The following is a 12,541-nucleotide window of genomic DNA, read 5'->3' on the forward strand; positions in this document are numbered from 1 at the left end:
GGGGCATGCTCGTTCCCATGAGCACAGCACAAGCACTCAAGGATCTGGCCGAGGCGGCCCGGCTCGTCGCCTCGGCCACGGCTGTGCTTTCCGGCGACCTGCCCGCCGGCCACGCCGCCTACTTCGCGCTGCTCACCGAGCACCTGGCCCAGCAGCAAACCCGCGCGCAGATCCAGGCTGCCCACGCGCTGCGCCGCACCGGTGCCCACAAGCTCGATCGGGCTTCCTTCCAAGCCATCACCGACGCTGGCACCAACCCCACGATCGAGCAGATCGAGGCCGCGGCCGGTCACACCACCGCCGGCCGCACCCACTTTAATAGTGCTTCCGGGTTGCTGCACGACTGGCTGGATATTCCACGGGCCACCGCTTCGTCCCGCCTGATCCAAGCCGACTGCTTGATTGGCGGGGTGAATGATGCAGGTCAACCCATCGCCCCGTGGTTGCCTCAGCTCGCCGAACAATTCATGGATCCTGACGTCGACCCACGCCCGGTCGCTGCCACGGCCACGAAACTGCATTCAGCCCGCAAAGATCTGGGCGAGGGCAAAGCCGGGCGTAAAAAGAAAGAACAACTCCAAGCCGACGCACTTGCTTTCCTGCGCACCGAACCGAAGTCCGCACGCAAACACATTAACGCGCTCATAGCCGAGGTGAAATCCGGCGAACGCCCGATCAAGGCCCTGCTTGAGTGCATCGGAATTTTTAGACGCGGCATGCGCCAAGGCCTGGTCGAATATGTGCTGCGCTTACTTCCTTCTCAGGCGGCCTTTATCGAGGCCTACCTCGCCAAGATGGACAATCCGGCTACCATGGCCGGTAACCGCGAGCACTTGAAGGACGCCGAAGCTCATTTCACCGGGGAACCGGGGAGCGACTGGGACGTTGAGGAGTCGATGCCAGACTGGGCCAAGGGCGGGAACCGTTCTGGACCCGCCGAGCCGGAGCAATCAGCACCACCGGAAACATCGCCAAGTTCGCCGAGACCGGATGAACACAAACCGTGGGAAGACATGAAGCCCGAACGCCGCCGGCTACTGGGACTGCTAACTCTGTTGATGGGAAGTTCTCCCACCGGTTCCGGTATGTCAACACCGCCCGCAGCGCAGGTCAGCATCGTGTTGAACTGGGAAAAGATGCAACAGCAGCTCACGGACTTTGCTGTCACTTCCAGCGGATTGCCCCTCACCCCCGGTGAAGCACGAGCCGCACTCTGTACCGCCGGTGTTTACCCGCTGGTGCTCAATGGCACTTCTCTGCCCTTGGACCTTGGCCGTACCCAGCGGCTTTTTTCCAAGGCCCAAGGCCGGGCAATCCGCGCCGCCTATAGAGGCTGCTCCTACCCTGGTTGCAGCATGCCCGCCGAACGATGCGAACTCGACCATCTGGATCCGTGGGAGAAGGGCGGGCGCACCGACATCGCCTCGGCAGACCTGAACTGCCCGATCCACCACATCGGCCGGCACTGCGGACTCTTTAGGACCGTCAAGGTCTCCGGAAGCCGGCCCCTGGTATTACTGTCTAGGGAGCTCGACCCGGAACAACGGCTAAGGATCAATACCTACTTCATGACCCCAACTGAAGCGCTGGCCGCCGAAGCACTGGCTGAGCGGATGACAACCCAGTGGCGTTCGGGGCTGATGGCCGTAGAGTTCGCTGCGGCTTAGGAGTTCGCAGCCAAATGCTTGGCCGCCAATTCGAGGTAATGCTCGGCGTTGACGTTCAACCCTGCAACCTCTTCATCGCTGAGTTCACGGCGCACCTTGGCCGGAACGCCGGCCACCAGCGAGCGCGGTGGAACCTGGGTGCCTTCCAGCACCAGCGCGCCGGCGGCCACGAGCGACTGCTCGCCGATCACCGCGCCGTTCATGATGGTGGCACTCATGCCCACCAAGCAGCCGTCGCCCACGGTGGCGCCGTGCACTACTGCCGAGTGGCCGACCGACACTCCCGCGCCCAGGGTGCACGGGAAGCCGGCATCCGCGTGAAGCACCACGTTGTCCTGCAAATTGGTGCCTTCACCCACGCGAATCGGAGCCGAGTCGCCGCGCACGGAAACCCCGTAGAAGGCGCTGGCCCGAGTCTCCAGCACCACGTCCCCGCTCAGCACGGCGGTGGGGGCGACAAAAACGTTCTCGGCGACCTGCGGGGTCGACCCGTCAATAGTAATAATGTGGCTCATGCCACCCACTCTAATTGTCGAGGGGGCACGGTGCGAGTTATGAGAAGACGATGGTCCGCTGGCCGTCGAGCATTACGCGATGCTCGGCATGCCACTGCACCGCACGGGTCAGCGTCCGGCCCTCCACGCTGCGCCCCAGCTCAACTAGCTGCTCGGCGGTGCGGGTGTGCGAGACGTGGGTGACTTCCTGGTCGATGATCGGGCCCTCATCCAGATCGGCGGTCACGTAGTGCGCTGTGGCGCCGATCAGCTTCACGCCACGTGCATAGGCCTGGTGGTAGGGCTTGGCACCCTTGAAGGATGGCAGGAAGGAATGGTGGATGTTGATGACGCGGCCTTCCATCCGTTCGCACAGCGAGTCGGAGAGGATCTGCATGTAGCGGGCCAGCACCACCAGTTCGATGTTGTAGTCCTCGGTGAGCTTGAGCAGCTCGGCCTCGGACTGCGACTTGTTCTCCTTAGTCACCGGCAGGTGAACGAATTCCACGCCGTAGAAGTCGGCCATCGGCTTCAAATCAAGGTGGTTGGAAACGATCACCGGCACATCAATGGGCAAGGTGCCGGAACGCTGGGCGAACAGCAGGTCGTTGAGCGCATGCCCCGCCTTGGAACACATGAGCATGGTGCGGGTGCGCTTGGCGCCGTCAGCCACGCGTAGGGACATGTGGAAGTCGTCGCGGATTGGTGCGAGCCCCGCGCGGATCTGCACCAGTGACTGCTCAGTGGTGACCTCGATGCGCATGAAGAAGGTGCCAGTCTCCGGCGAGAGGAACTGCTGGGACTCGGTGATATTGCAACCGGCACCCAGCAGACCTCCGGAAATGGCGTGGACGATGCCGGGTCGGTCGATGCAGGAGAGGGTGACGATGAAATTGTTCATGCATTGAGATTAACCGGCTGGCGCGCTGCACGCACATTCGTCGCGATGGCGTTACACGGTCATGTGTCGCGAAAAAGCGATCAACAACCACATTCCGCACCCAGCGGCAGTGCTTGGTGCGTCCTCAAAGGCATCTTGCGAATCAATAATTCGTACTGGGTAGAGCTATGACATGATGTCTATAAAATCTGGTATTTTGACGCTTGGGGAAACACATGAGGCTGCTGCATCGTTTTACTTCGGTTATAGGCGCCGCCGCCTTGGTTTTCGCCGGGCTCGTGCCCCCGGCCCACGGTGCTATCAGCTCTGCAGACTGCTTCGAACACACGGATGAGACCGCCAGTGTCGTCGTGGGGCTGTCCTGCAAGAATGTGGCATCGTTGCAGGATCTGCCGATGACCGGCAATATCCAGTGGATTGGCGTCGACACCCAGAAGGAGCAGACACTCGGTGGGTTGGAAGTCCTGGCTGCAAACCCCCAGTTGCAATCGGTTCGGATCAGCGAGGCTCCACAGGAAATCATCCCGGAACTAGCCAAATTGCCGGAGTTGGAATCGCTGTCCATAGTCTTCCCTAAGGGGAAGCAGGTGCAACTGGCTGGGCTGGGCCAGCTATCGGGCCTGAAGGAACTTGAAGTGGTGGCAACGAGTTCGACCGATTACCGCTGGGCCAAGGACCTGACCAATCTCGAAGTACTGGATCTCGCCAGCTACACCAGGCCGCTCATCGAGCTAAAGGTCGGTGCCAGCGCGCAGATCGAACCCTTGATCACCGTAGATGGAACGATGCTCAAACCTTGGGAATACAGCAGTGTACGTATCCTGGGCCAGATCAGCCCCACCGGCTTCACCGCGAACAAGGCCGGGTACGCGGGGTTGAAGGCAGAACTCAACGATTTCGAGGCAGTGATCCCGGGCCAGGAGAACCTGAGGTCTGTCAGCTATGCGGCAGGCTGGCACGTGGGCGTGCGCGATACCGTGAAGCTTGGCCGTATTTCACTGAACAGGAACCCGTCGCTGGAGGGACACGATGCGGCGGTAGTGGGAGATGATCTGCTGGCACCGATAAGCAACTACCCATATACGGCCCTGCAGTGGACCCGCAACGGGGCACCGATCCCCGGTGCCGTAGGAGAGAGCTACCAGCTGGTGCGCGAAGACTCCAAGAAAGTCATCGCGCTGAATTTTGAGTCGAAAGAAGTTCGTCAAAACGGCGAAGTATGGGTCCCCTCGGCGCAGGGGACGATGACGTACGGCGCGCCGATTGCCGCGACAGTGGCCTCGATCGCCAAGGCCACGATCAGCGGCAGCAAGATCGTGGGACAGAAACTCACCGCTTCCCTCGACGGCGCATACTTCCCGGAGTTCACACGCCATTATCAGTGGCTAGTCGACGGATTCGAGATTCCGCGGGCTACCGCGAAAACCTATACCCCACCCCAGTCCTATGCCAACCGCAAGATCGCCGTGCGGGCAACTCTGCACGCGGCGGACGGAGAATCGGTATGGCTGCCGGACAGCACCGCGGTCAAGGTCGTCAAGGGCATGATCACCGTTGCCAGGCCTCAGGTCTCCGGAACCGCAAAAGTCGGTTCGAAGCTCACCGCCAAGACCGCCACAGCGGCTCCAGCCGCCCAGTCCACTAAGTACCAGTGGCTGCGCAGCGGCCAGAAGATCAAGGGCGCCACGGCAACGACCTACACGCTCAAACCGGCAGATCTGAACCAACGGATCTCGGTCTCGGTGACCTATGCCAAGACCAACTACACCACCAAGACCGTGACCAGCACTGCGACCGGGAAGATCGCAGCCGCCAAGCTGAAAGTCCTGAAGAAGCCGGTGATGACCGGAAAGAAATCCACGGGCAAGACTTTGAAAGCCACGGCAGGCAGCTACAGCACGAAAAACGTGAAGATCTCCTACCAGTGGATGCGCTCGGGGAAGAGCATTCCCAAGGCCACCAAGCCAAGCTACAAGGTAGTGAAAGCCGATGCCCGGAAGACCTTGAGCGTGCGGGTGACCGCATCGAAACTCGGCTACACCACCGTGGTCACCAAGGTGAGCAAGAAGTAACTCGGCAGGCTATACCGCCACCGAGGTCAGGAACTTGCTCGCCGCCAGTGCGGCCTTTCGGCCGGCCCGCGTGGCCCCGAGCGTGGAGGCCGAAGCCCCGTAGCCGACAAAAAAGATCCCGGGCATCGCGGTGGCGGAAACCCCATCGTCGTCCATGAGGATGCCGCCGGACTCGGTGTGCAGCTTGAGGTCGCGCAGGTGGCGGTGGGCATGGCGGAAGCCGGTCGCCCAGAGGATCGCGTCGATCTTCTCCCGCGAACCGTCGGCAAAGACCACCGCGTCCGATTCCAGCCGGGCGATCTTCCCGCGCGATACCAGCGCCCCGGAAGCGATCCCGGCGCGCATCTTCTCGGTCAGCGCCAGCCCGGTGGTTCCGACCACCGATTTGGGCGGCAATCCTGCCCGGGTGCGCTCGTTGACCTGGCGCTCCACCTCCAGTCCCCACTCCGCCCCGGTGAACTCCCGCCAATCCGGCGCTCGCCGAGTGGACCAGAGGGTATCGACTCCGGCCTCGCGCAGCTGCACGATGAACTGGGTGGCGCTGGCCCCGGCCCCCACCACCAGGACTCGCTTCCCATCAAACTGGGCAGGAGAGGCAAACCCATTGGTATGCACCTGCAGCCCGTCAAAATGCCCGGGGTACACCGGCCAGAACGGATTGGTCCAGGTACCGGTCGCATTAATAAGGGTGCGCGCGGTGTACAGCTGATCGGCATGCACCTCGAAGTGATCCTCCACCCGCTGCACCGATGTAACCGTGGTTGAATGCCGCACCGGCAGCGCAAAGCGCCGCTCATACTCGCCGTAGTACTCCTTGACCACCCCCGAGGCAGGCCTCGTGGAGTCCTGGTCCTCCAGCGGGAAGCCGGGCAACGGGTGGATATGGTGGGTGGCGCCCAGGGTCAGGGAGTCCCAGCGGTTCTGCCACGCGCCACCGGGTCCGGGGTTCGCATCGAGCACCAGGAAGTCCACGCCGCGCTTGGCCAGATGGTAGGCGGCTGAGAGCCCGGCTTGCCCGGCGCCGATCACAATTGTCGAGTACACACTAAAGGTAACTCTGCGCACTACAAGATCATTCCTGGGGGCATTTTCGCTACACTGGAACGCGTGACTGGCGTTAGGTGGGTAACCACCGGGGAGCTAATTGTGCGAGCCGCGCGCCTGGGTCCGCACACCACCCGCCTTGGGAACGAGGCGCCTACGGAAGGATACGCGTGAGCGCACGCATTCTCGACGGAAAGGCCACCGCGGCCGCCATCAAGCAGGAACTGGCTGAACGTGTCGCCAAGCTGAAGGCTGCGGGCCACACCACCGGGCTGGGCACCATTCTGGTCGGCAACGATCCAGGCTCCGCATGGTACGTGGGCGGCAAGCACAAGGACTGCGCCGAGGTCGGCATCGAGTCCATCCGCGTGGACCTGCCCGAGGAAACCACCCAGGACGAGCTGCTCGCCAAGGTCCGCGAACTGAACGAGAACCCGGACTGCACCGGCTACATCGTGCAGCTGCCCCTGCCCAAGCACATCGACCAGGATGTGATCCTCGAGGCGATGGATCCCTCCAAGGATGCCGACGGCCTGCACCCGATGAACCTCGGCCGCCTGGTGGCTAACGTGAACCGCCCGATGACCTCGCCGCTGCCGTGCACCCCGCTGGGTTGCGTGGACCTGCTGGCCCGCCACGATATCGACCTGAACGGCAAGCACGTGCTGGTCCTGGGCCGCGGCGTAACCATCGGCCGCCCGGTCGGCCTGCTGCTCACTCGCCGCAGCGTGAACGCCACCGTCACCCTGGCGCACACCGGCACCACCAACCTTCCCGAATTGCTCGCCCAGGCCGATGTCATCATCGCCGCCGCCGGCGTTCCGCATATTGTGAAGGCCGACGCCATCAAGCCCGGCGCGATCGTGCTTGACGTGGGCGTTTCCCGCGTGGATGGCAAGGTCACCGGCGACGTGGATCCGGCCGCCGCCGAAGTGGCCTCCTGGATCTCCCCGAACCCGGGCGGCGTAGGCCCGATGACCCGCGCCATGCTGCTGAACAACGTCGTCGAGGCCGCCGAGCGCAACGCAGCCAAGTAGACGCGAAAAAACCGGCAGTCCGCCAATGGTGGGCTGCCGGTTTTTGCCTACAGTGCGTCGTGCGGCACGGGCTGCTTTGCGGTGCGCCGGTCGAAGACCAGTGCCCCGACTTCCTGCTCGGACTGGTTGCCGATGCCCAGGTCGATGCCGCTGCGATCACGCACCAGGCTGACCGCTGCCAGCGACAGCGCAGTGAGCGCGAACAGGTACCAGCCGACCGCAGTGGTCCCGCCGGTGGCCTGCACCAGTGCGGTGGCGATCATTGGGGCGAAGGCTCCGCCCAGGATCGCGCCGAAGGCGTAGGAGATGGAAACCCCAGAGAAGCGCACTGAAGCAGGGAACAATTCGGAATACAGTGCAGCCTGTGGCCCGTAGGAGAATCCCAAGCCGATGGCAAACAGGGCAAATGCCAGGTAGAGCAGCGGAAGGCTCGCGGTGTTGACCAGCCAGAACAGCGGGAAGATGCACAGCAGTTGGCTGACGAAGCCGATCTGGTAGGTGCGCTTGCGTCCGATTTTGTCGGCCACGACCCCCGAAAGCAGGGTGAAGGCGAACCACATGACCGCCCCGAAGGACACCGCCAGCAGCACCTGGGTGCGGGTGAAGCCCACCGGACCGTTGGGGTCGGTCATGTAGGCCTGCAGGAACCCTCCGGTGGTCATGTAGCCGGCGGCATTGTTGCCCGCGAAGATCAGCGCGGCAATCAGGACCAGCTGCCAGTGCTTCTTGAACAGCACCACGATCGGCACGCGGGTCTGCGCTTTCTTCTGGGCGATTTCCTCGAATACCGGGGATTCATCCACCGCGCGGCGGATGAAGTAGCCAACGACGATCAGCACGAAGCTGAGCAGGAATGGCACTCGCCAGCCCCAAGCCAAGAACTGTTCGCCGGGGGAGAGGACCCCTGTCATCAGCGCCATCATTCCCGAGGCCAGCAGCATGCCCAGCGGCACGCCGAGCTGCGGGTAGGCGCCGGCGCGGGCCCGGCGGTCCTTCGGGGCATGCTCAACGGCCATGAGCACTGCTCCGCCCCATTCGCCACCGGCGGAGATGCCCTGGATGATGCGCAAGAGCAGCAGCATCACCGGGGCTAGCACGCCCGCGGTCTCATAGGTCGGCAACACGCCGATCAGCGTGGTTGAGGCGCCCATGAGCGCCAAAGTAAGCACCAGCATGGCGCGCCGGCCGATCTTGTCCCCGAAGTGCCCGGCCAGGAACGCGCCCAGCGGGCGGAAGAGGAAGGAAATGCCGACGCTGGCAAAGGAGAGCAGCAGGCCGATCTGCGCGCCGGCCGGCTCGAAGAACAAGTGGGCGAAGACCAGCCCCGCCGCGGTGGCGTAGATGAAGAAGTCGTACCACTCGATGGTGGTGCCGATGACGGTGGCGAAGGCGATGCGACGTTGGCTGGTGCCGGGGCGTCGGGTGAGTGTGCTCATGAGCTGACCTCATTTAGATTGGAGTGATTGCGGGGTGCGCGGCCTAGGCCGCGGCTGGTGTGGCGCAGGCCAGTTCTTTCAGGGAACCGGCGCTGGCGAGCATGGCATCGGTAATGCTCTCGCCGCGGGACAGCAACTTGCGGGCGGCCGCGTGGTCGGCGGGACGGTTCACGGATTCCACCGCAACCAGCTGCCCGTCGCGCAGCTGGGCGATGGAGAATTTGCCGCTCTCCGGATCGCCCAGCAGCATGCTGCTGTCGCTGGGCTGGGCCAGCCCCGCGATTTGCAAGCGGTGGCGGCCCTGGACGCTCCAGAACCAGGCAACTTCCGAATATGCCGCGGGCTCGCCGCACAGCGTGCGGGCCAGGTTGCGGGCCTGGTCCGTGGCGTTCTGCACCGATTCCAGGCGTACCCGCGTGCCTCCTCGGTCGACATTGGCGCAGTCGCCTATTGCGTAGACGCGTTCATCGGAGGTGCGCAGCGAGGCATCCACCAGGATGCCGTTCTCGCAGGCCAGGCCCGATGCTTCTGCCAAATCAACGTTGGGCAGCACGCCGATGCCGTACACCACCAGATCGGCCCGGTAGCTTTCCCTTTCGGTGGAATGCACTTGCAGGTCGTCGTGCGCGTCGATTGATTGCACTCCTTCGCTCAGGCGCAGGTCGATGCCGTCGCCGCGATGGGCCTTGGTGAACCATTCGGAGAGCCGGCGGGAGACCGAGCGGTTCAGCACCCTGGACGCCGAGTGCAGCACCGTGACGTCGATCCCGCGGGCCCGGGCCGCGGCCGCGAACTCCAGGCCGATGAAGCCGGCACCGGCCACGACGGCGCGTTGCGCGCCGTCCAGCTTCTGGCGCAGGTTTTCCGCGTCGTTCAGCGTGCGCAGTCCGATGACCCGCGGGTCCCTGGCACCGGGGCAGGCCAGTTCCCGATTGCGCGCGCCGGTGGCGAAGACCATCCGGTCGTAGCCGAGTTGCTCCCCATTGGACAGGTCCACGGTGCGCGCCGCACGGTCTACCGCGGTGGCGCTCACCGAAGTGAGCAGCTCGATGCGCTGCTGGGCGTAGAAGCCCTCCGATCGCAGCGGCAGCATCTCGGGCGCCTGGTGGCTTGCCACGAAGTCCTTTGACAGCGGCGGGCGCTGGTAGGGCTGCTGCGCGCCTTGGTCGACCAGGGTGATGGGGCCGTCGTGGCCGTGCTCGCGCAGCGATTCGGCCAGTTGCACGCCGGCATGGCCGGCGCCGATGATCAGGATGCTCTCGCTCATTTCAAACCTGTTCGGAGGGAACGGCGACCCGGATGGACTGCAGCGCGCCGCCCAGCACGACCTGGCAGCCCAGCCGGCTGGTCCCGGTGCGCTCAGCGGTGGTGCAGTCGAGCATTTCATCTTCGTCTTCGCCCGGCTCGGGCAGGGCCGCGGCATCCTCAGGGTGCACGTAGACGTGGCAGGTGGCGCACATGGCTTGGCCGCCGCATTCGCCGACGATCCCGGCGATTCCGTTGGCGACGGCGGCGCGCATGATGTTGCCGCCCTCAGCGACCTCGACGTCGGTGGCAGTGCCGTTGGGCTGTTCAAAGGTGATGATAGGCATCGGAAGGCTCCTTGTATTCTCAGGCGTCCCAGAGGACAGGCATCTTGGTCATGCCGCGGAAGACCCAGCCGGCATCGACGCTGCCGCTGGATGGATCCAGGCGAAGGTTCGGCAAGTTCTCGAAGACCGCTGGCAGGGCGACCTGGGCGACCTGCGCCCGGGCGATCCAGGTGCCGGCGCAGAAGTGCACGCCGCCGCCAAACGCCAGGTGCGGCTTCTTCTCGCGGAAGATGTTGAAGGTTTCGGGGTCTTCGAAAACCTCCGGGTCTCGATTAGCAGCGCCGAGCACCACGCCCAGCCGCGCGCCGGCTGGCAGCCTCACGCCTTCCAGTACCAGCTCCTGGGTGGTCTCCCTGGGGTACATGCCTATCGGGGCAACCCAGCGCACCGATTCCTCGAAGGCCTTGGGGAACAGCGCAGGGTCGTGGCGGACCGCCTGCAGCTGCTCGGGGTTCTCCAACAGCGCCCAGACGGTGGTGGACAGCACGTCGCGCGGCTCGTTCAGCCCTCCGCCGATGGTCATCTTCAGGTTCGCCCGGATGGCTTCCAGTGGGATCGGCACGGAGGCCAGATTGGAAAGCAGCGAGTGGTCCGGGTTCTTGGCCAGATAGGGGAGCATCTCGTCGATGGCGGCATCGACCTCGGCCGAGGAGGCGGCCGCTTTGGCCCAGACCTTGGGGTCGTCGGCATAGTTGCCGGTGCCGTCGATCATGGTCTGGCTCCAACGCTGCATGTCCTGCTGGGTGGCGTTGTGGAATCCGCAGATCAGCCGCAAGTTCTCCGCGGTGTAGGGGGCGGCGTAGTCCCAGACGAAGTCCGAGCCCGGGCCCTTGGCGAGGAGCTCGCCCAGGTACTTGCGGTTGTTCTGCTCGAAGATCCCGTTCCAGAGCTTCTTGATGGTGCCCGGGCGCAGCGTCGCTCCGTAGGAGCCGCGGTCCACCTGGTGTTCCGGGTTGTCCTTGCGCAGCATCGAGTGGCCCATGGACCGCTTCATCAGCGAGTTGCGTTCGTTGGCGGAGAAGCGGGCTTCATCCTGCTCGATCTCGTGGCAGGCGGCATAGGAGGTCACCATGTAGCGGTTGACTGCCGGGACCCAATGCAGCGGTGCTTCGGCGCGCAGGCGCTGGTAGATCGGGAACGGGTCGCGGTACATGTCCTCGATTCTTACCCAATCGGCGATCGGGGCCTCGCGAACTGCGTTCGCGGTGTTGGCGTACGTGGCTGGCGCGGTGCCGGTGCTGGCCTGTGCGCCGGTGAAGGGGCAGGCCGCTGAGGTGCTGCTCATGCTGTCTCCTTTTGAAGATGCTTGGTCAATCACCAGTGTGAGGGAGGCCATAACCACGGGTAAAATGGTTATAAGTGAGGAATATCCACTGAGCAAGCGAGGAATAGTGCCGAAATTTACGCTGCGTCAGCTCGAATGCCTGGCCGCCGTGGGGCAGTTGGGCTCCATCAGCGCTGCCGCGCTGTCGCTGAATTTGTCAGCCTCGGCGGTGACCGGAGGGCTCAATGAGCTCGAACGCGTGCTGAATACGCAGCTGACGATTCGGCGCAAGGCCCACGGCGTGAGCCTGACCCCGGCGGGACGCTACGTTTTGGACGAGGCGCAGGGAATCCTGCAGGCCTCCGGGGACCTGGAGCAGATGGCCAGCGGAGCTGGCGAAGTGCTGGCCGGGAAGGTGCGGGTGGGCTGCTACTCGTCGTTGGCTCCCACGGTGCTGCCCGGGTTGCTGGCCGAGTACGGGAAGCGCTACGCGCAGGTGGAGGTCGACTTCTTCGCGGGCACGCAGCAGGAGATTTTCCAGATGCTGGCCGCCGGGAATCTGGACCTGGCGTTCGTCTACGACTTCGGGCTGCCCGAGGGCATCGAGCGCACCGAATTATTCCGCACCGAACCCTACGTACTGCTGCCCGCGGAGCACCCGCTGGCCGCCGAGCCGAAAGTGCCGCTGGTGCGGCTGGCCGGCGAACCAATGATCCTGCTGGATGTCCCGCCAAGCCGGGAGCATACGCAGAACCTGTTCGAGTCCGCCGCGGTGGAGCCATGGATCCGCTACCGTACTGCCGACTTCGAGGTCACCCGCTCGATGGTGGCCCGGGGGCTGGGATACGCGGTGCTGGTCCAGCGCCCGGCGGCGGACGTCTCCTACGAGGGGCTGGAGCTGGTGGCGCGCCCGATCCACCCGGTGGCCCGCACGGTGCGCGTCGCACTGGCCCGTCCCCGGGCGATCGCCCCGTCCAAGGCGGCCACCGCCATGCATGCTCTGGCGTTGGAACTGCATAAGCCAGCTCGGTGAC

General features: G+C 64.3%; 11 protein-coding genes and 1 riboswitch. Of the genes, 4 read left to right on the forward strand and 7 right to left on the reverse strand.

Annotated features, from left to right (window positions below; translation table 11 throughout):
- Positions 1 to 17: 17 nt before the first annotated feature.
- Positions 18 to 1,667 carry an HNH endonuclease signature motif containing protein gene (locus AOZ07_RS03890; RefSeq protein WP_060700800.1) on the forward strand — a complete coding sequence of 550 codons (1,650 nt, stop codon included), beginning with the start codon at positions 18 to 20 and terminating at the stop codon, positions 1,665 to 1,667.
- Here the strand turns inward: AOZ07_RS03890 and AOZ07_RS03895 are convergent.
- On the reverse strand, positions 1,664 to 2,182 hold the full coding sequence (locus AOZ07_RS03895) for a gamma carbonic anhydrase family protein (RefSeq protein WP_060700801.1): 519 nt from the start codon (positions 2,180 to 2,182) through the stop codon (positions 1,664 to 1,666). The genes AOZ07_RS03890 and AOZ07_RS03895 overlap by 4 nt on opposite strands.
- A gap of 37 nt (positions 2,183 to 2,219) precedes the next feature.
- Complete coding sequence (purU, locus tag AOZ07_RS03900; RefSeq protein WP_060700802.1) at positions 2,220 to 3,062, reverse strand: formyltetrahydrofolate deformylase; 843 nt, start codon at positions 3,060 to 3,062, stop codon at positions 2,220 to 2,222.
- Positions 3,063 to 3,277: 215 nt separating this feature from the next.
- Between purU and AOZ07_RS03905 the strand changes: the two genes are divergently transcribed.
- Positions 3,278 to 5,134 carry a hypothetical protein gene (locus AOZ07_RS03905; RefSeq protein ID WP_060700803.1) on the forward strand — a complete coding sequence of 619 codons (1,857 nt, stop codon included), beginning with the start codon at positions 3,278 to 3,280 and terminating at the stop codon, positions 5,132 to 5,134.
- A gap of 9 nt (positions 5,135 to 5,143) precedes the next feature.
- Here the strand turns inward: AOZ07_RS03905 and AOZ07_RS03910 are convergent, their stop codons facing one another.
- On the reverse strand, positions 5,144 to 6,178 hold the full coding sequence (locus AOZ07_RS03910; protein WP_098945488.1) for an FAD-dependent oxidoreductase: 1,035 nt from the start codon (positions 6,176 to 6,178) through the stop codon (positions 5,144 to 5,146).
- 53 nt (positions 6,179 to 6,231) lie between these two features.
- Positions 6,232 to 6,308: riboswitch (ZMP/ZTP riboswitch) on the forward strand.
- Positions 6,309 to 6,348: 40 nt separating this feature from the next.
- On the opposite strand from AOZ07_RS03910, the gene AOZ07_RS03915 reads away from it, so the two are divergent.
- The gene (locus AOZ07_RS03915; RefSeq protein ID WP_060700804.1) at positions 6,349 to 7,215 is read left to right on the forward strand and encodes a bifunctional methylenetetrahydrofolate dehydrogenase/methenyltetrahydrofolate cyclohydrolase; all 867 of its coding nucleotides are present in this window, start codon (positions 6,349 to 6,351) and stop codon (positions 7,213 to 7,215) included.
- A gap of 47 nt (positions 7,216 to 7,262) precedes the next feature.
- On the opposite strand, the gene AOZ07_RS03920 is transcribed toward AOZ07_RS03915, so the two are convergent.
- Genes AOZ07_RS03920 through AOZ07_RS03935 form a run of 4 tightly spaced genes read right to left on the reverse strand, consistent with a single transcriptional unit; the run spans position 7,263 to position 11,528 of the window.
- Positions 7,263 to 8,651, reverse strand: a complete 1,389-nt coding sequence (locus tag AOZ07_RS03920) for an MFS transporter (protein WP_060700805.1) — start codon at positions 8,649 to 8,651, stop codon at positions 7,263 to 7,265.
- A gap of 43 nt (positions 8,652 to 8,694) precedes the next feature.
- Positions 8,695 to 9,918, reverse strand: a complete 1,224-nt coding sequence (locus AOZ07_RS03925) for an NAD(P)/FAD-dependent oxidoreductase (protein ID WP_060700806.1) — start codon at positions 9,916 to 9,918, stop codon at positions 8,695 to 8,697.
- Position 9,919: 1 nt separating this feature from the next.
- Positions 9,920 to 10,243 (reverse strand): 2Fe-2S iron-sulfur cluster-binding protein, encoded by a 324-nt coding sequence (locus AOZ07_RS03930; RefSeq protein WP_060700807.1) that lies wholly within the window; start codon positions 10,241 to 10,243, stop codon positions 9,920 to 9,922.
- A gap of 19 nt (positions 10,244 to 10,262) precedes the next feature.
- On the reverse strand, positions 10,263 to 11,528 hold the full coding sequence (locus AOZ07_RS03935; RefSeq protein WP_084793123.1) for a cytochrome P450: 1,266 nt from the start codon (positions 11,526 to 11,528) through the stop codon (positions 10,263 to 10,265).
- Between the two features lie 106 nt (positions 11,529 to 11,634).
- Here AOZ07_RS03935 and AOZ07_RS03940 point away from each other — a divergent pair, with 106 nt between their 5' ends.
- Positions 11,635 to 12,540 carry a LysR substrate-binding domain-containing protein gene (locus AOZ07_RS03940; protein ID WP_194943791.1) on the forward strand — a complete coding sequence of 302 codons (906 nt, stop codon included), beginning with the start codon at positions 11,635 to 11,637 and terminating at the stop codon, positions 12,538 to 12,540.
- The last annotated feature ends 1 nt before the right edge of the window (position 12,541 follow it).

Origin of the sequence: Glutamicibacter halophytocola, assembly GCF_001302565.1 — a bacterium.
In the GTDB taxonomy this organism is placed as follows: domain Bacteria; phylum Actinomycetota; class Actinomycetes; order Actinomycetales; family Micrococcaceae; genus Glutamicibacter; species Glutamicibacter halophytocola.